The organism is Sphingomonas sp. S2M10, from assembly GCF_012650175.1.
In the GTDB taxonomy this organism is placed as follows: domain Bacteria; phylum Pseudomonadota; class Alphaproteobacteria; order Sphingomonadales; family Sphingomonadaceae; genus Sphingomonas.
This window is the reverse complement of sequence record NZ_JAAILI010000008.1, coordinates 633385-651933: the sequence shown is the minus strand read 5'-3', so window position 1 is coordinate 651933 and position 18549 is coordinate 633385. Positions and strand designations below refer to the sequence as shown.

At 66.0% G+C, this 18549-nt stretch carries 14 protein-coding genes; 8 read left to right on the top strand and 6 right to left on the bottom strand.

Annotated elements, in window-relative coordinates:
* Positions 1–31: 31 nt before the first annotated feature.
* Together S2M10_RS04535 and S2M10_RS04530 are read right to left on the bottom strand one after the other, a co-directional pair.
* Positions 32–898 carry a glycosyltransferase gene (locus S2M10_RS04535; protein WP_168845048.1) on the bottom strand — a complete coding sequence of 289 codons (867 nt, stop codon included), beginning with the start codon at positions 896–898 and terminating at the stop codon, positions 32–34.
* A complete protein-coding gene (locus S2M10_RS04530; protein WP_168845047.1) occupies positions 895–1941 on the bottom strand; it encodes a glycosyltransferase in 1047 nt (348 codons plus the stop codon). Before S2M10_RS04530 ends, S2M10_RS04535 begins: the two co-directional genes overlap by 4 nt.
* Positions 1942–2077: 136 nt before the next feature.
* Between S2M10_RS04530 and S2M10_RS04525 the strand changes: the two genes are divergently transcribed.
* A complete protein-coding gene (locus S2M10_RS04525; protein WP_168845046.1) occupies positions 2078–3010 on the top strand; it encodes an EpsD family peptidyl-prolyl cis-trans isomerase in 933 nt (310 codons plus the stop codon).
* A 69-nt stretch (positions 3011–3079) separates the two neighbouring features.
* Here S2M10_RS04525 and S2M10_RS04520 read toward each other — a convergent pair whose 3' ends face one another.
* Positions 3080–4033 (bottom strand): glycosyltransferase family 2 protein, encoded by a 954-nt coding sequence (locus tag S2M10_RS04520; RefSeq protein ID WP_168845045.1) that lies wholly within the window; start codon positions 4031–4033, stop codon positions 3080–3082.
* A 263-nt stretch (positions 4034–4296) separates the two neighbouring features.
* Here S2M10_RS04520 and S2M10_RS04515 point away from each other — a divergent pair, with 263 nt between their 5' ends.
* The 5 genes from S2M10_RS04515 to proS all read left to right on the top strand — a co-directional run bounded on the left by S2M10_RS04515 (position 4297) and on the right by proS (position 13285).
* Positions 4297–6294 carry a LamG-like jellyroll fold domain-containing protein gene (locus tag S2M10_RS04515; protein WP_168845044.1) on the top strand — a complete coding sequence of 666 codons (1998 nt, stop codon included), beginning with the start codon at positions 4297–4299 and terminating at the stop codon, positions 6292–6294.
* A 61-nt stretch (positions 6295–6355) separates the two neighbouring features.
* Entirely contained in the window at positions 6356–7654 is a 1299-nt protein-coding gene (locus tag S2M10_RS04510) for an oligosaccharide flippase family protein (RefSeq protein WP_247650606.1), read from the top strand.
* A 10-nt stretch (positions 7655–7664) separates the two neighbouring features.
* The gene (locus S2M10_RS04505) at positions 7665–9329 is read left to right on the top strand and encodes an O-antigen ligase family protein (protein ID WP_168845043.1); all 1665 of its coding nucleotides are present in this window, start codon (positions 7665–7667) and stop codon (positions 9327–9329) included.
* 70 nt (positions 9330–9399) lie between these two features.
* A complete protein-coding gene (locus S2M10_RS04500) occupies positions 9400–11697 on the top strand; it encodes a hypothetical protein (RefSeq protein ID WP_168845042.1) in 2298 nt (765 codons plus the stop codon).
* A 55-nt stretch (positions 11698–11752) separates the two neighbouring features.
* The gene (proS, locus tag S2M10_RS04495; protein ID WP_168845041.1) at positions 11753–13285 is read left to right on the top strand and encodes a proline--tRNA ligase; all 1533 of its coding nucleotides are present in this window, start codon (positions 11753–11755) and stop codon (positions 13283–13285) included.
* Positions 13286–13295: 10 nt separating this feature from the next.
* On the opposite strand, the gene S2M10_RS22910 is transcribed toward proS, so the two are convergent.
* Positions 13296–14159: a class I SAM-dependent methyltransferase gene (locus S2M10_RS22910; protein WP_168845040.1), complete on the bottom strand. Its 864-nt coding sequence runs from the start codon at positions 14157–14159 to the stop codon at positions 13296–13298.
* Positions 14160–14295: 136 nt separating this feature from the next.
* Here S2M10_RS22910 and S2M10_RS04485 point away from each other — a divergent pair, with 136 nt between their 5' ends.
* Both S2M10_RS04485 and S2M10_RS04480 read left to right on the top strand, forming a co-directional pair.
* Positions 14296–15582: a glycosyltransferase gene (locus S2M10_RS04485; RefSeq protein WP_168845039.1), complete on the top strand. Its 1287-nt coding sequence runs from the start codon at positions 14296–14298 to the stop codon at positions 15580–15582.
* Positions 15583–15841: 259 nt separating this feature from the next.
* Positions 15842–16624 (top strand): arginyltransferase, encoded by a 783-nt coding sequence (locus tag S2M10_RS04480; RefSeq protein WP_168845038.1) that lies wholly within the window; start codon positions 15842–15844, stop codon positions 16622–16624.
* Between the two features lie 115 nt (positions 16625–16739).
* Here S2M10_RS04480 and S2M10_RS04475 read toward each other — a convergent pair whose 3' ends face one another.
* The gene (locus tag S2M10_RS04475) at positions 16740–17549 is read right to left on the bottom strand and encodes a transglutaminase family protein (protein WP_168845037.1); all 810 of its coding nucleotides are present in this window, start codon (positions 17547–17549) and stop codon (positions 16740–16742) included.
* Positions 17549–18484 carry an alpha-E domain-containing protein gene (locus S2M10_RS04470; RefSeq protein WP_211090873.1) on the bottom strand — a complete coding sequence of 312 codons (936 nt, stop codon included), beginning with the start codon at positions 18482–18484 and terminating at the stop codon, positions 17549–17551. The genes S2M10_RS04475 and S2M10_RS04470 overlap by 1 nt, the downstream gene beginning before the upstream one ends.
* Positions 18485–18549: the final 65 nt, after the last annotated feature.

Here is an 18549-nt window from a genome sequence, read left to right as displayed (position 1 = left end):
AGGCGATCGCCTCTCTCGCCCCAGGAATAGCTCAGATCGACACGCCGATCGCCTGCAGCAGCCCAGCGCCGCCGCGCCAAAGGCGGAGCGCGATCAACGCTCCCATCGCCCGGCCGCGCGCGCCCTTGGTTCCCGGCGTGCGCAGGATTCGCGCATAATCTCCGGGAATGAATACCGGCTGCATCGCCGAGCGCGCGACCCAGCGCAGGCGACCACGCGGCTGCTCCAGGCTCAGCAGGAACAGCTCCCGCTGGATCCGGCGGGTCTTTTTGAGGAGCGCGCTCCAATCCGGCCGGGGTGGGTGGCCGACCGAGGCGCCGCCGCAATAATCGATCTTCATGCCCATCCGGACGGCGCGATTGCACCATTCGATGTCTTCCGACACGCCGGTGCGGAAGCCGCCGATCCGTTCGAAATCCGCGCGCATCACGAACAGGTTCGCGGTAACCGTGAACTGCGAATTGCGGACATAGCTTTCATTGTCGAAGGCCAGCGCCAGCTCGACCGCGGCGCTGCCGGTGAGCTTGCCCTCCGGCTGCAGCACGAACATGTGGCCGCCGATGAAGGTGCCCGGCTGCACCATCGCCGCGCCGGCCGCGAGCCAGCCGGGTTCGGCCACGCAGTCGCTGTCGATAAAGGCGAGGATCTCTCCGCGCGCCTGCGCCGCGGCGCCGTTGCGGGCCGGGCCGGCGCCCTTTTCGGTGACCGTCACCACCCGCGCCCGCCCGGCGACCACGGCTTCCACCGCCGCCACGCCGCAGGGCGAGGCGTTGTCGCCGACGATGATTTCATAGGCGTCGCGGTCGAGCGTCTGCCGATCGATCGAATCGAGGCAGAGGGCGAGGCCCTGCAGATCGTTGTAATGGGGCAGGACGACGCTGATCCGGGGCGCGCTCATCGCTTGGCCCCCCAGGTCGCGAGCAACTGGCGCAGCCGGTTGGCGAGCGCGGTCTGATCGGTGGTCGCGAGCTTGGGTTCGGCCGCCTTGGCAGCCGCGACGGCCTCGCCGAGCTTGCTTTCGTCGCGCACCGCCTGGAGCAGGCCGCGATCGGCGAAGGTCTGCGCGATCTCCTCCTGGTGATCGTCATAATGTTCGCCGAGATCGAAGCGGCGCGGGAAGGCGACGACCCGGCAACCGGCGCGAAGTGCGGTGACGAGCGAGCCGGTACCGCCATGGCAGATCACCATGTCCGCATCGCGCAGCAGCAGTTGGAGATCGTCGAACGGGATGGTTCGCCGGATCTCGACGTCCGGGATGCCGGGGTCCGCCAAGTCCTGGTCGCCATATTGCAGCACGAGCTTGCCCGGAAGGCCGCCGGCGCGCTTCAGATCGAGCACCGCCTGCACCAGCCGCGGGAAGGGCAGGGTGGCGCCGACGGTCGCGAAGGTAAGTTCCTGCTTGGGCGGGCGCGGCGTGTCGAGCATCCGGAACGGGTCGAACAGCTCCGCATCGGGCCAGGTCTGCTTGAGCGCGGCAGACTGCACGAAGGTGATCGTCGCGACGCCCTTCGCCATCTTGCCGAAGGCGGAGGGATGGTGGAAGCGTGCAAAGCTCTCGATATGGACGAATTTTGCACCTGCGAACTTGGCGAGCAACGCGGTGAAGAACACCGCCCCTGCGCCGGTCGAGATAACCACATCGGGCTTCTGCCGGCGGACGATCGACAGGCTCTGGCGGAAATTGCGCAAGGCGCCGCCCAGCATGTGCAGCGGGTGGCCCAGCTTGGCCTGGCCGATCGCATAATGCTCGACGAGCTCGACCGGGTGCTTCTCCGCCAGGCTGCGGCCCAGCGCGGTATCCTCGGTTACGAAGAAATAGTCATGTTCCTTCCACACCGATTCCAGATCGAGGATTTGCCGAAGATGGCCGCCGCCCGAGGCTGCCAGACACATCTTCAGCGGCTTCGTCGCATTTCGTTCCGTCGCGGTCGAGTCTGCCATCTGTCCCCCTCGCACCATCTGTCTCCCGGCGGGAGCCATGCTGCACTGCCAACACTATTGCGGATGCCCGCCCGCCCGAATAGGTTCAAGTAGAAGTTTGTGTCGCGCGCAATTCCGCGGCGACGGGGAGGTTTTCATGAAGAAATGGTTCCTGGTGACGGCGGCGGCTGCGGCCGCGCTGGCCGTATCCGGATGCGGCGGCAAGGGCGGCGCGCTCGACAAGGGGCAGGTCGTCGCCAGCGTAGACGGTGAGGAAATCACCATTTTCGAGCTGAATGCCGAAGTGCAGGCCTCGTCCGTGCCCCAGGGTACCGATCGCAAGCTCGCCGAGCAGCTCGCGCTGCAGCGCATCATCGAGCGCAAGATTCTCGCCAAAATCGCGCGCGAGCAGAAGCTGGACAAGACGCCTGCCTTCCTGATCCAGGAGCGCCGCGCCGACGAGCTGATCCTCACCACCATGCTGCGCGACAAGATCGCGGGCGGCATTGCGCAGCCGACCGAGGCGGAGATCGCCCAGTATCAGGCGGCGCATCCGGACCGGTTCGCACAGCGCCGGATCTACACCGTCGAACAGATCGTCTTCCCGCCGCCCGGCTCGGCCGAGAAGTTCAAGCAGTTCGCGCCGCTGAAGACGCTGGACCAGCTTGCCGCCAAGCTGACCGCGGACGGCGTGCAGTTCCGCCGTGCGCCGACCCAGCTGGACACGGCGGCGATGCCCGCGGAGATTGCCGGCAAGATCGCCGCGCTGCCGGCCGCGGAGATGTTCATCCTGCCGACCCAGCAGGGCCTCACCGCCAACGTGATCACCGCAACGACGGTGCAGCCTCTGCCCGCCGATCAGGCGCGCGAACTGGCGGCCAATGCGCTGCGCAACGAGCGCTTCAGCAAGGCGGCCGACGCCCAGCTCAACGAGCGGCTCAAGAAGGCGCGCGCGACGGTCAAATATCAGCCCGGCTATGGCGCGCCGCCGCAGCTGAACGGCGGTGCGTCGAACGCGCCCGCGACCTCTCCGGCGCCAACCGCGCCGACCGCCCCGAGCGCGGTCCCGGCGGAGAACGTGACCCAGTAATGCGAGAAGGGGGGTGGGTGCCGGCGCTTCCACCCCTTTACGCGCCGTGCCTCGCGGGCACGTGCCGCGTCAGCCGCGGCCTTCGTGTCCTGTGCGATAGCCGTGCCACCAGCGCTGCCGTTCGCGGACGATCGGCGTCCAGGCGTTGGCGATCTTGGTGAACCGCTCGCGCTGGCCGGGCAGCAGCTTCGCCATCAGCGCACCGAACGCGGCATAGCGCAGCGCCGCGATCCACATGCCCCAGCCCGCCACCATCACGCCCGACTTGCCAAAATGCTTGCGCGCATAATGCATCCGGCCGATCGTCATGTGCATCATGCGCCGGGGCGACAAGGCGTTGCCGCTGCCCGAGTCATGCGTAACCTTCACGTCGGGATCGACGAGAACGGTGTAGCCGCGGTCGCGGATACGCTTGAACAGATCGACTTCTTCCGAATAGAGAAAGAAGCTCTCATCGAAGCCGCCGATTTCGTGCCAGACATCTGCGCGCACCATCATGAAGCCGCCGTTGAGCACGTCGACCTCGCCCAGCGTGGTGGCGCTGGGCGGCAGGCCGCCGCGACGCAGGCTCTTGCTCGATACGGTGAACCGGATGAAGTCGGCCGGGGTCGGGAGCGCCAGGTAATTGGCGTTGTCGAGGTTGCCCGCCGGATCATAGGAGCGTCCACCCCAGGCGGCTGCGTCGGGCGTAGCGTGCGCCAGCGCGACCAGCCGGTCGATCGCACCGGCCTGCGGCACCGCATCCGGATTGACCAGCATGAACAGCGGCGCGCGTGCGTGCAGTGCACAACGATTGTTGCCGGCGCCGAAGCCGATATTGCCTTCGGAGGGTACGATCTTGACCTGCGGCAGCTCGGCGCGCGCCACCGCCTCGGTATCGCCATCGCCATTGTCTATCATTAGGATTTCATACGAAGATTCCGCAGCTGCGTTCGCAATTCCGGCGACGCATTGCCGGATGTAGCGGGTCGACTTGTAGGTGACCACGAACACGGAGACTTGCGGCGATTCTTCGTTTCCCATGTCGCGTCTCTACCGCCAAAGCCGCGGTGCGTCGACCCGCCGCGCCCTCCGGAAGCGGTGCTCCGCCAGCTTTCTTCTCGCACCTGCAATATGGACGCTTGGCGAGTGTATGCGGGCGCGGGGCAGGCGCGGGCCACGGTTGGCCGTTAAGCACTTCTACACCACGCAATTACACTACTATTTCATGGCCTTGTGGGACTCTTTGCAGCGAGGGAATCGTGTGTCGATTTGGGGTCGACCAGTAACTGTAAGGGTAATGCAACATGCCGGTTGTCAAGAACCAGACCGAACTAGATGCCGCGATCAAGGCCGCGAAAAGCGGCGACACGATCTTGCTGGCGCCCGGGACCTACACGTCGCTTTTCGTGTACGGCCTGAACCCGGCTGCGAACATTACCATCACGTCGCAGGACCCAAATAACAAGGCGGTGATCGGTTCGGTCAAGATAAACGCCAGCAGCAACCTCACGCTCAAGGGCCTGGATGTCATCCGCACGACGACGCCGGCCAGCGAGTTCGAAGTGGCGAACCAGATCATCTCCTCCCGCGACATCACTATCGATGGCGTCCGGTTCAGCGGCGGCAGCGGCGATCCCAGCAACGCGCTCGGCACCGGCCTCTGGATGAGGGATGGCACGGGCAACAAGGTCATCAACTCCTCGTTCGATCACTATGTCATTGGCTTCTCGGTTCGTAACGGCACCGACATGCTGGTGCAGAACAACTATTTCCACGACAATCGGCGTGACCACACCAACTTCGCGCAAATGACCAATGTCGTCATCGACAACAACAAGTTCGAGGGTCTGTATCCGGTAGGCGACGAGCATCCCGACGCCGTGCAGTTCATGACGACCGGTACGACGGTCGGCAGCTCGAACGTGACGATCTCCAACAATGTCGTGCTGCAGGGCGGCGGTCGCGGGACTCAGGGCCTCTTCCTGAGCGACGAGATCGGCATGCAGTACAATAACGTCACGATCAAAAACAACCTGGTCTATTTGAGTGGCTGGTATCACGGGATCAACGTGAAGAACGGCGTGGGGGTGACGATCGACTCCAACACGATCCTCTCCGCGCCGGACGAGAAATCGACTTGGATCCGCGTCGAGGACGTGACCGGCACGGTGACGAACAACCTGACCGACGAGATCATGCTGGGCGGCACGAACAACATCACCACCAGCAACAATGTTGAACTCATCAAGAACCCGGCGGTGATGCGCAGCATCACGGACCTGAACAAGGTTGCCAAGGCAACCGTGTACGGCCTGATGGTGCCGGGGATCGGCTATGCACCGGTAGCCGGCAGCGCGATGGCGGCAGAGGTCAACGCGCAGAAGGTAGCGGCGGCGCTGGTTCCCGCCGCCGGCCCCAAGCTGCTGCTCGATCTGAACTTCAACGCTCAGGGCGTGGTCGATACTTCCGGCTGGAGCACCGACGATCCTGTCAAGGCACTGGCCACCGGCGCGATCAGCAACAACATGCTCAACGTGAAGACCGGCTCCGGCCTGGAACTGAGCCGCGGCACCTCGCGGCAGCTGTTCGGGCTTTCGGCCTTCACGCTGAACTTCGACATGAAGCGTTCGGGCGTGACGGCGTCCGTCGGCCAGATCATCGGCATCTACAAGAGCTGGGGCGTGAGCCTGCGCGCAGACGGCGAGCTGGCGTTCACGATGACCAACGATGCGGGCGTAACCTCGACGCTGGTTACCAAGGGCGCGCAGATCAAGGACACCGCGACGCACAAGATCGCGCTCAGCTACGACAGCACCCGCCGTTCGGCGACGCTGTACGTGGACGGCGTTGCGCGCGGCACGGCGACAATGTCCGGCTCTACCCGCAAGGTGGAGTCCTGGGGCCTTTATGTCGGCGATCCGTTCTTCACCGCATTCAGCGGGTCGGTCGGCGACATTGAGATCCGCGACACGGCCTATAGCGCGGCACAGATCGTCGCGCTGAACACCAGCAGCACGGTGACCGACACCGCCAAGGCGGCCGAGACGCTGAAGGTGATGGTTGCCAAGGGCGTGGCGGAAAGTGCCGCGTTGCTGAGCGGCAACAACAGCTGGGGCGGCGTGATGTCCTCGCCGGCGACGCTCAGCCTTGCCGGCGCGTTCGGCACCTCGGCGGCGTCGCCGTCGCCGCTGGCGGCCGCGCTGGCCGGCGCGAGCGGGACCGGGACGCTCTCGGCGGGCAGCACGTCCTTCTCGTCGCTCACCGCCTCGCGCTTCGCAGCGCTCGAACTGTACCACGTGTAAAAAACGGGTCGCCCCCGGGCGGGTTGCCGCGCGCCGAGGCTTGCCGTAAGCGCGGGGCATCTTGCTGGGGGCGCTCGCTTTGAAAGTTCAAAAGGCTCATCTGCGCGGCGTGCGCGGCCAGATGGTGATGGGCTTCGGGGTCAAAGGCCTCGGAGCCGCCACCAGCTTCCTGTTTACATGGCTGCTCGCCCGCATTGCGGGCGCGGCGGGTGTCGGCACCTTCGGCACCTCGCTCACCACCGTGCAGATGTGTGTCACCCTCTCGCTGCTTGGGCTGGACGCCATCCTCGTTCGTTCGGTGTCGGTCCACCTTTCGCACGAGCGCACCGGCAGCGCCCGCGCCGCGGCGCGGCACGCCATTCGGATCGGCACCGCCGCCGGCATTTCGCTGGCCACCATCATCGTTATCTTCCACTGGCAGATTGCCGTCGATCTGATCGGTAGCCCGGCGATCGCGAAAAGCCTGATGATCCTATCCCTGATCATCCCGATCATGGTCTATTGCCGCCTGATCTCAACCGTGCTGCGTGGGGTGAAGTGGATTGGCATGTCGCAGTTCATCGACGGCCCGCTGACAACCTCGATCGGTAGCCTGGTACTTGCGGTGGTGCTGGTGATGGGTTTGCCGGTGAGTGCCGTATTCCCCTCGCAGCTGTATCTCGGCGGCTGGATCGTTACCGCGGTGCTTGCGACCTATCTGTACCGCCGCGCTGTGCAATCGTGGCAGCCGCGTGAGCCGCTCACCGAATCGCTGGTGCGGCCCGGCTTCCTGATCCTAGTGGCCAACGCTAACAACCTGTTCACGGACTGGTTCGCGACGATCCTGCTCGCAGCCACTCATGGGCCCGCCGAAGCTGGCCTGTTCCGGGTCGGCTACCAGATCGCCGCCACCCTGAAATTGTTTTCTACCACATCGGAGACGATCCTGCAGCCTGTGTTCGCCGTCGCCTATCAGGCGGGTGACCTCAAGCGGATTGGTCGGGTCCTGCGCCTCACCATCATCGGCCTGCTGGTCGCCTCGACGCCACTGGCGATCGCAGTGTTGGTCGCACCGACCTGGATTATGCGGATTTTCGGGGCGCAGTTCACCGCGGGTGCGACGGCCATGCAGATCATGGTGCTGGGCCAGGTGTTTAGCTTGGTGTTCGCCTCCAGCGGCAGTGTGCTGACCATGGCCAGCCGCGAACGCCTGACGGTGGTGCTGACAACCATTTCGGCGGTCATCGGCACCGTGCTCGCGCTTTTGTTTATTCCGCCCTATGGCGCCCTGGGCGCGGCCATCGCCATCCTTGGACCCTTGCTGTTCCTGAGGCTGGCGTCCATGATCGCGGTCCGGCGCCTCGGTGTTTCGATTTTTTAAGGAGGCTTGGTTGGCAGGCGCGATGCGGCGTTCGAAAACGAGTTTCAGGCTCGGGCCGCCAGATCTGCGCGCCCCGTTTCGGGCGCTGCTGCGTCCCGGGCGGGACGTCCTGCCCGTCTATCATAAGCAACTGCCCGGCTGGGCCATCGCCGCGCGCCGGTTGGGTCTGGTCCTCGGTATCCTGTTCGCGGCGGTCATCTACGGCCTTTCCTGCGCGATCCTGCCACCCTCGCTGCTGATCGTTGCGGCGGCCCCGCTAGGGCTGCTTGCGCTACTCGTGGTCTGGGCGCTGCCCGAGGCTCCCGCCGCGCCGACACGCTTGCTCGTCTACAGCGTCAGCGCCTTCCTCTTCGTCACGATCTGCTGGCCCAACTACCTCGCCGTATCGGTCGGGGGGCTTCCCTGGATCTCACTGCGCCGCCTGGTGGGCCTATTCCTGACGCTGCTGCTGCTGATCTGCGTCTCTACGTCCCGGCAGTTCCGGCGGGACATGTCGGACGTGCTGCAGGCTTACCCGCTGATCGCGCGGTGCCTTATCGCTTTCTTTGTGCTGCAGGCCCTGGCGGCCATCGCCTCGGTCAATCCGGCGGTGTCGATCGGGCGGTGGGTGAACATTGCCTTCACCTCGACCGCGGCATGCTTCGCGGCATTGTGGGTGTTCGGGCCTGGCGGAAAGGACGTGAAGTGGTTCACCAACCGTCTGCTGATCGCCGTTGCGGTGCTGATGGTAATCGGCCTGTTTGAGTCGCGTGCGCAGCACATCCTGTGGGTCGGGCATATACCCGGCTTCCTGAAGATCGATGAAGAGACGCTGCAGCAGATAACCGCGCCCACCATCCGCGGCTGGTACCGCGTCGTCACCACCTACACCACGGCGCTGTCCTACGGCGAGCTGCTCGCGCTAGCCACGCCGTTCGTGCTCTACAAGCTGATGAACGCAAGCGGTTGGCCGGCACGGATCTTCTGGGCGGCGTTTGACCTTGCGGTGTTCTATTCCGCCGTTTTGTCAACCGCGCGCCTGGCGATGGTGGGCTTTCTGGTGGCGCATGCTTTGTTCGGGCTGTTGTGGGGCGTTCGGCGCTGGCGGAACGGACGCAGTGATCTGCTCGGTATCTCGGCCACGATGATGTATCCCGCGTTCCTCGTCTTGCTGGGGTTGGCGGTGCTGTTCGTGCCGGCGTTGCGCGTCCGCGTGGTAGGCGGCGGCGTGGCACAGGCGAGCACTGATGCGCGCGGGATCCAGTTCCACATGGCGGTTCCGGTGATCGCCAAGCGCCCGATACTCGGCTACGGGCCGGGGCAGGGCGCCCGGGCGATCAACTATCAGACGCCGCAAGGCTTCCTGACGATCGACCTTGGACTGGTGGCGCTGGCGGCGGATTATGGAATCTTCGCCTTTATGAGCTACATGGTCGTTATCCTGTTCTCGACCTTCGAACTCGTGCGGGCAGGGTTGCGGGACCGCATTGCTGCCTATCCGGCAGAGTTCGCGATCGCGAGCGCGCTGATCGTGTTGGTGACCACCCGCATCGTGCTGGCGCAGAACGACAACGACCCGCTGTTCACGACTCTGTTCGCGCTTGCGCTGGGCACGCTTTATTCGGCCAAGCGCCTCGCGGGCTGGGTTCCCGGCGCTCGCAAGGGCGCGGGAGGGGCTGCGCATCGCAGGGCCTGAGCCCGGCCAAAATATTCTGGAGAAGCCTGTGATCGATGCCACGCGAAGGGGCGCCCTGGGTGGCCTGCTGATGAGTTCGCTTGTTCCCGCGGCCTGTTCCGGCGCGGCGAGCACGGCCCATTCGGCCACGGGCGGCAAGCCGGGCGTCCTGCGGCCGGGGCGCGCTTGGAAGGGCGTGGCGGGCAGCGGCGGCACGGCGCCTGCGCAAAGCGACGTGCCGCTGGGCACGCTGGTACCTGACGAGCGCTTCACCGGCGGCTTTTCCGCTGCGCCGGGGCAGTGGGTCCATGGCGAGGGCATTCGCATCACCGCGCTTGGCCTGCCGCCGCAGCCGGCGGACAGCAGCGAGATCAACTATTTCAAGGAAGCGGTGTTCTACCTGGAAGGCAACACCGTCACCGTAACCGAATGGAGCGTCAACCAGACGCCGGTTCGACTGTATGACGGCCGCATGGTGCCGCAGGGGTCGATCGGTTTCTCGGTAGAGATCGGGGCGGGCGAAGGGGCGGTAACCGCCGGCGACGCGATCCTGTATTGCTATCTGCGGGGCGAGCACGGGCTGGAGCGGCGGATTGAACTGCCGCTGGTGATCAACGTGGATCGCAGCCTGGATGCCGAGCGCCCCACGCGTTTCGTCGATCCGATTGCCGGCGACGATGGCGCCGCTGGGACCAAATCCGCGCCATGGAAGACGATCGGTCGCGGGCTGTGCGACCGGGGCGTGGGCGATGGTGGGCTGCTGATTCTGGCACGTCCCGGCCGCTACGTCGAAGACCGCAACAGCCTCCCCGGCACACGCCGAATCGAGAATGTTCGAGCGATCGAGGTGAAGCCGGCCGAAGGCCTCCGTGCCGATCAGGTGATGGTCACACGAACCCATCGTTATCTTCCTGATGCTCGCTGGATCATCAACGCCCGGCGAGTGCATTTCCATGCGGTGACCATCGATCTGTCGAAGATCCCCAGGATCATGGGCGCTCGGACTACCCAAGTCGGCTTTTTCGGCTGCCAGTTGCTCGATCGCGGTCGCATGTACGGCGACAAGGATGCGACGGGCCGGAGCATGGGCCTGAACATCAGCAACGGCGATCCGCGGCAATGGGACATCTTCCCCATCTTCCCCTATGCCGGGATGGGCTTCTATCTGCTGGAAACGCTGTTCGACGCGGCTGCAACGATAGGCCCGCGCCTCTTCCGCAACGTGACCGCAAAGCTGACGACCGACAGCTTACAGGGCGGCTCGGGCTATGACGATGTCGTGATCGACGGCTATGATGCGGTGATCGGCGAGCCTGCTTCCCTGCGGCTTCATCTGCCGGCCACGCTGACCGTGGATACGGTGGCGCGAGACGGACAGGGCAACACCGTCATCACCGTGCGTGATATGGGCGGCATGGCCGCGCTGAAGAAGGAGTGGGACCTGCAGGTTCGCGTCGAGTCCGGCGCTGCGGCGGGCGGCAAGCCGCGTGCACTTGTGCTGTCCGATCCGCCGGCGCGTCGCATTGTCGTGGAGGGCTCGATGGCCGCCCCGCTGAAGCCAGGCGACGAAATCATGTGCTACCGCATCTGGCATGTCGATTTCATGCAGCAGGGCGGTGTCGTGCGGCCGGGCCAGCGCGGCATGCACAATCTCACGATCTTCCGCTACCGCGCCGAAGGGCCGACGGCGCAGCTGTTCCTCACCCAAGGCTGGGTGGCCCTGCAGCCGGGCACGGTGATCACTGCCACCGGCACCGCCTTCCGCGTCTCGAGCGCAGCCGGGCAGAACGAAATTCTGCCCGACGATCTGCTTCAGCTGCAGGGCGGTCCGCAGTCCGGCGAGTATCGCATCGTCAAGAGCTTCGACATGGCCAGCGGCTCGGGCGTGCTGCTCGATCCGTTCAGTGCCGATCAGGCCAACGTGCCCATCGCGCGATCGAAGGCGGTGACCGACTTCGTGATGGCGCTCTCCATTCTCCGCAAGACCGGCAGCACCCCGGAAATGGGGCAGTTCCAGCATGGGCACCGCAACTTCCTGCTCGCGCAGAACAGCTTCCTCAGCCAGCCGCTCTGCCTTAGCTTCCGCAACAAGTTCCCGGGGCACGGCCATCGCAACCATGTCCAGCTCTTCAACCTATGCAGCCGCATCGATTCCGATACCGGCGAGCTGCCGCGCTGGGGTTTGCGGATCGAGCACGCCCATGTCCTGCGCGGCAGCGTGCGCGGCAAGTTCGGCCGGGCGCGTGATGCACAGCTGCAGTTCGGGCAGGAGGAACGCTACCAGCCTTTCTCCGGGCAGTTGCGCATGGGACGCAAGCCGCTGATCCCGTTCGACAGCTTCGGCAATCCGGTTGACGCGGAGTCGCCCGTGGGTGCGGTCGCGCGATAAGCCGGCCGCGTGCCGGCCCTTGCGTCGGCGCGCCCGTGCGCTAAGCGCTTCACCCATGATCAAGCACGCCCTTTCCGTCACGCGCGATGGCGATTTCGCGCAATGGTACCAGACCGTCATCAGCGAAGCCGACATGGCCGAGGATTCGGGCGTGCGCGGCTGCATGGTCATCCGGCCCTGGGGCTATGGCATCTGGGAGCGCATCCAGCGCCTGCTCGACGATCGCATCAAGGCGACCGGCCATGAGAATTGCTATTTCCCGCTGTTCATCCCGCTGTCCTATTTCGAGAAGGAAGCCGAGCATGTCGACGGCTTCGCCAAGGAAATGGCGGTCGTCACCCATCACCGCCTCGTCCAGAAGGACGGCCGGCTGGTCCCCGATCCCGAGGCGAAGCTCGAAGAGCCTTTGGTCGTCCGCCCCACCTCGGAGACGGTGATCGGCGCGGCGATGTCGCGCTGGGTGCAGAGCTGGCGCGACCTGCCGGTGCTGATCAACCAATGGGCGAACGTCGTCCGTTGGGAAATGCGCACCCGCATGTTCCTGCGCACCGCCGAATTCCTGTGGCAGGAAGGGCATACCGCCCACGCCACGGTGGAAGAGGCGCAGGAAGAAACCCTGAAAATGCTCGAGGTCTATCGCAGCTTCGCCGAGGATTGCCTGGCGATGCCGGTGGTGGCGGGCGAGAAGCCGGAGAATGAGCGGTTCCCGGGCGCCGTATCGACCTTCTCGATCGAGGCGATGATGCAGGACGGCAAGGCGCTGCAGGCCGGCACCTCGCACTTCCTGGGCACCACCTTCTCCTCGGCGCAGGACATCAAGTTCCAGAATTCGGAAGGCCAGTTCGAGCTGGCGCAGACGACCAGCTGGGGCGTCTCCACCCGCATGATCGGCGGGCTGATCATGGTGCACGGCGACGATGACGGCCTCCGCGTGCCGCCGATGGTGGCGCCGTGGCAGGTCGTGATCGTGCCGATGCTGCGCGACCAGCCCGAGGACGAAGCGACGATCGAATACTGCAAATCGCTCCAGGCCGAGCTCGCCAAGCTGACCGCGCTGGGCGAGCCGGTGCGCGCGCTGCTCGACCTGAAGGCGGTCAAGGCACAGACCAAGCGCTGGGGCTGGGTGAAGAAGGGCGCGCCGATCGTGATCGAGGTCGGCGGGCGTGACGTCGCCGGCGGCAACGTCTCGGTGATCCGGCGCGACAAGCTGTATCGCGAGGACGGCAAGCTCGACTCGCAGATCCTGCCGCGCGCGGACTTCGTGGCGCAGGCCGCAGCGATCCTCGAGAGCATTCAGCAGGGCCTCTATCTCGACGCGCGCGACCGGCTGGAGACCAGCATCCGCCGCGACGTGACCGATTTCGAGACGCTGGCCGCGATGTTCGCCGATTCGGAGAAGTTCCCCGGCTGGGCCGAGGTCAGCTGGGCCAAGCCGACCGGCGCCGAGCTGGATGCGGTGGTCGAGCGCCTGAAGGCGCTAAAGCTGACCTTCCGCAACGTGCCGGGCGATGCGGCACCAGCGGAAGGCACCTGCCTGTTCACCGGCAAGCCCGCGGTCGAGCGCATCCTGGTCGCGCGGGCGTATTGAGGCGCGACAATCAGGCGGTGTTTGAAGCCGCCTGATTGTCGCCGAGGATCTCCGCCAACGTCATATGCGGGTGGGGATAGTGGAAGCTGTTGCTCGCCATCGGTATCACCACCCCCTCGGGGACGCCCGGCAGGAAGTACAGTCCCGTGTCCGGGTCGGGGCGCGTACGCGCTTCGTGCGCCTCGCAGGCCGTCCCGATCGGCGCATAGCGTACCTCGCTGCCGAAGACAGCGTACAGCGCCAGATCCACGAAGATGTCGCCATGAATGCCGCCGCGCAGATTGGTGTCCTGCGCGATGACGGCAAGCAGCTTGTCGCGCACGAAGAACAACGAAGCCATGTCCTTCACCACTTGGTTGAAGCTGTGCGATCCATCGTGATGGACCAGCACCTTCCCCGATTCCTCCTGCGCCAGCACCCGCGCGACATAGGTCGGTAGGTCGCCGTGGAAGATCCGGACGCGGTGGATCGATTCGGGGAAACTGCGACGCACGCGCTCATAGGCCGAACGCAGCCGGCGCGCGTCGATATCGATCAGGTCGAGATCATAGTCGAAGCGGCTAATGCAACCGGCGAGGAAGCCCGACGAGCCGCCCATATAGGTGCCGACTTCAACCACCCGGCCGAACTCGCCCGCAAAATCCCGCAGCACGCGGACGATGTCGAAATAATATTGCAGCGTGCACTGGTCATCGAACGGATAGTCAAGCTGTCCCAGCCGCGCGATGATGCTGTCGAAGATGCTGCTGCGGCCCGCGAGATGCGAGGCGTAGCGATAATGGTGATGGTGCGATACCGGGATGCCTAGTGCGGCGTTGGGGTCGGGGCTGTCCGCCAAGCGAAGGTCGGGTTCGATGAAGGTGCCGGGTGCCACAACAATTGCTCCGCAAAAACGTGTATTAGCGTCGCATTCATTATAGGGGATCAGGCCGGTGGCCGGGGGCCGCGGCGCTGTTTCCTTGGGCAGGGTGCCGAGCCGTCGCAGGGACCGGTCAAAAAGGGGGAATGCGATGCGCGTACTACTGGCGACACTCGGTACCTTGGGCGACGTGCACCCGTTCATCGCGCTGGCGCTGGGGATGCAGGCGCGGGGGCATGTGCCCGTGTTCGCCGGTGCGGAAGCGGTGCGGGGAATCGCCGAGCGGCATGGTATCGAATTCCATCCCATCCGTCCCGATGGTGCGCAGCTGATCGCCGATACCGGCATGGACGAAGGTGCGATCGCGCGGGCGATTGCCGTCGACTTCGATTTCATCATCAACCGGGTGCTGGTTCCCTATGCGGAGGTGACGCTGGCCGACCTGAAGCCGGTGGTCGCGAACGCGGATCTCGTGCTTGCCAGCAGCTTTTCGATCCATGCGCGGATCGCGGCGCAGGCGGCGGGGGTGCCGCTCGCCTCGGCGCTGCTCCAGCCGATCACCCTGCTCTCGGCCGAGGATCCGCCGGTGCTGACGCGGGGTGAGACGCTGCTGGTCACGCTGCGGCGCTGGTTCGGCGCGGGCGCGGTGCGGCCGCTGCTGCGCGCGGCCGAGCGGCGCTATGCGGCGGGGCTGCGGCCGTTCGCCACGATGCGCGAAGCCGCCGGCGCGCCGCCCTTCGCAGGCAACGAACTGCTCGCCGGACCTTTGGCGGTGGACTGCGCGATCGGGCTGTGGTCACCGCCCTTCGCACCCGCGCCCGGCGACGCACCGTCGAGCTTCCGGCAGACCGGCTTCGTCTTCTATGATGGCGGATTCGCGGGGCAAGGGCTGTCCGACGCGTTGCAGCGCTTTCTTGAGGCGGGACCGCCGCCGCTCGTCTTCACGCTGGGCAGCATGGCGGTCTATGCCGAGGACGGCTTCTACGCAGCCAGTGTCGAGGCGGCGCGCAGGCTGGGACGACGCGCGGTGCTGCTGGTGGGGGAGGATCTGCTGGCGCAGCACCGGCACCTTGGCACGGACACCGTGCTCATTGAGGGCTACGCTCCGCACTCCCAGCTTTTCCCGCGCGCCGCCGCGGTGATCGGCCATGGCGGCATCGGCACCACCGGCCAGGCGATCCGCGCCGGCGTGCCGCAGCTCGTCTGCCCGATTTTCGGCGACCAGTTCGACAATGCCGCGCGGATCGTGCGCGCCGGACTTGGCATGGCGCTGCCCAAGCGGCGCTACACGGGTAGGCGCGCGGCGACGGCGATCTCGCGGCTGCTGGCGGATTCCGCGATCGCCGGACGTGCGCGCCGGGCGGGGGCGGCGATCCGGGCGGAAGACGGCGTCGACCAGGCACTGGACGCATTGGGGCTCGGCCCGATCGGCTGCTGACCAACGCGGCGCGAATCGAGTCGCGGGCTGTGCGCCCGGGAAGCGGTATGGCATTCGCGCCCGTGCGCGGTGCCGCCTCGCGACGATAGATGGTTACCATGGGGTCGAATCGTCCCGTTCCGCGTCACTCGGGAAACCAGACCGCGCGGGAATGGCCCCGATTGATGGTAAACGCGCTTTTCATCATCCAAATCCAACCCCATAACGGCGTAAGAGGGGCCGATCGGGACGGCCCGATGGAGCAGAGGACGGCTGAGCGGTGACCGCATTATCTCGATTCCCGCGTTTCTTCGTGACAAGCCCGTCGCCCTGCCCGTACCTTCCCGGCCGTCAGGAACGGAAGATCTTCACCGAACTCTCCGGCCAGCATGCCGGCGAGTTGAATGACGCGCTGAGCCGCATCGGCTTTCGCCGCAGCCAGTCAGTCGCCTATCGGCCGAGCTGCGCGGGCTGCACCGCCTGCGCTTCGGTTCGCGTGGTCACGGAGGGCTTCCAGCCCAACGCTACCCAGCGCAAGCTGCTCAAGCGCTATGGCGACCTCGAGGTTACCGCCTGCAAGCCCTGGGCCACGGGCGAACAGTACGAGCTGCTCAAGCGCTACCTCGATTCGCGCCACCCCGGGGGGGGCATGGCGGCGATGGATGAGAGCGACTTTGCCGATATGGTCGAACAGTCGCCGGTCAGTTCCTACGTCGTTGAATATCGCGAGCCATCGGTGAACGGCGAGCGCGGCCGGCTGGTCGGCGCGTGCATCACCGATCAGCAGGGCGACGGCCTGTCGATGATCTACAGCTTCTTCGTCACCGATGACGAGGCGCGCCCGGGGATGGGCAACTACATCATCATGGACCACATCCTGCGTGCGCGCGCGGCGGGGCTGCCCTATGTCTATCTGGGTTATTGGGTGAAGGGTAGCGCGCGCATGGCATACAAGACGCGCTACCGCCCGATCGAAGTGCTGGGGCCGACGGGCTGGTCGCTGCTCGACGACGAGAACGCGGTTGGCGCCATGCCGACTGCAATGGCGGCGACGCTCGCCTGAGAGGGCCGCGCTCCTCCTCCTGGGGGCAGGGCGTCGCATCCGGCCGAAACACTGCTCGTCGTTCAGGTGCCGATGCATCGGCGGTGACTCTGAATTTCCCTCCCAGCGGGGAAGTTTATTCTTCGTTCCCCAGCCGATCGACATGCAGATCGACGGCGAGTTGTTCCTCGCCATGCCCGATGCGGTGGCCGGCGACGGCGGCGGCACCTTCTGAATCAAGCCCTACCGCAACCCGCACATAGCCGTCGTCGGGCGACATGCCGGTGACGGGATCGAACGCTACCCAGCCCAGCCCTCGCAGCCAGGCCTCGCACCAGGCGTGCGGCGCGCATTGCTGGGTATCGTTCAGGTGATAGCCGGAGACGTAGCGGGCCGGGGCCTCCAGAGTCCGCGCGGCGGCTACGAACATCTGCGCAACGTCGCGCGAGGCCTCGGCCTTGCCGGCAAAGGCCTCCGCTGCGGTCAGGCCCGTGTCCGGCACGTCGGGCACGCAGCGGAAACGGGCGTGCAGCGCCTGGTTGAGCCGGTGGAGCTTCTCGATCGGATCCGCGGTACCCGCACTGACGTCCGCTGCGAACGCGGCGAGCGCAGGGCTCGGTGCGGTGCGGGGCGTGGTGCGCAGGAACAGGGCGGGCGGCAGCGGCTCGGCGGTGCCGCGCAGCACGCCGGCGTTATCCTGAGTCAGCACCTCACCGGTGACCGCGACTTCGATCGTCTCGATCGGTCCTTCGGCATAGAGCATCGTCACGGCATTGCCATAGCCGTCCACCGCGTCGCGCAGACGCGCGTCGCAATCGACGCCCACCATCCAGCTCACCACCGTCTGATGCTGCGTGTCGCACGGGGTCAGGCGCAGCATCTGCACGATCCGTGCCTGGGGCTGGGTGAAGCGGTAGATGGAGCGATGTTCGACGGCGATGCGCATCAGAGGAACCGGAACTGGCGAGCGATCGCGCCGTCCAGCAGCGCGTTCTCGGTGATGAAACGCTCAAGATATTCGTGCAGGCCACCAACGATGATGTCGGGCGTGCGCGCCTTCTGGACGCGGGCGAGCCGGGCGCGGGCCATGCGATCGGCCTCGCCCTGGAGGCCGGTGCGCTTGGCGAGCTGGCTGAGCAGCATCACGCTTTCCTCGACGCAGGCCGCCAGGCTGCGCGGCAGCTCGGCGCGGCTGACCAGCAGGTCGATGACGTTGTCCGGCCGCAGCCCCTCCGAATAAAGCCAGCGATAGGCGGTGACCGCGGAAACGGTCTGGAGGATCGTCGTCCACTGGTCGCGATCCACCGCGCCGCCGACGCTTTCGCCCGCCGGCAGCAGCAGATGGTATTTGACGTCGACCAGCCGCGCGGTGTTGTCCGCCCGCTCGATCGCGGCGCCGAGCTGGATCAGCAGCGTCGCCTCGTTGCGCATCATGCGGTGAATCGCACCCTCGAAGCCGCGCGTCTCGCCCTTGACCTGCTCGACCAGGTTGAGTGTCTCGGTGGCGCCGCCGGTAGAAGCGCGGTTGGCGAACAGCCACCAGGCGCGGTTGATCGCGGTCCAGGCCTCGCGGGTGAGCGCGGTGCGCACCGCGCGGGCGTTGTTGCGCGCCATCTCCAGGCAGCGGGTGATTGAGCCGGGGTTGTCGGCCTCCAGCGTCAGGAACCGCGCGACATGCGCCTGGGTGGCGGGGTGGCCGGTCGCGGCGAAGAGCTCGTCGGTGTAGCTGACGGTGAGCGCGCTCTGCCACGCGGCTTCCCCGGCGGGGCGGGCGGAAAGCGCGTCGAGGCGGATCGTCGCTTCCACGAGCCGCGCGATGAAGTCCGCGCGCTCGACATAGCGGCCGAGCCAGTAGAGCGCGGCGGCGGTGCGGGAGAGCATCAGCATGGGCATGCTTCCCGAGTTAGGGCCTTCAGATCCTCCCCGGCACGGGGAGGGGGACCGCC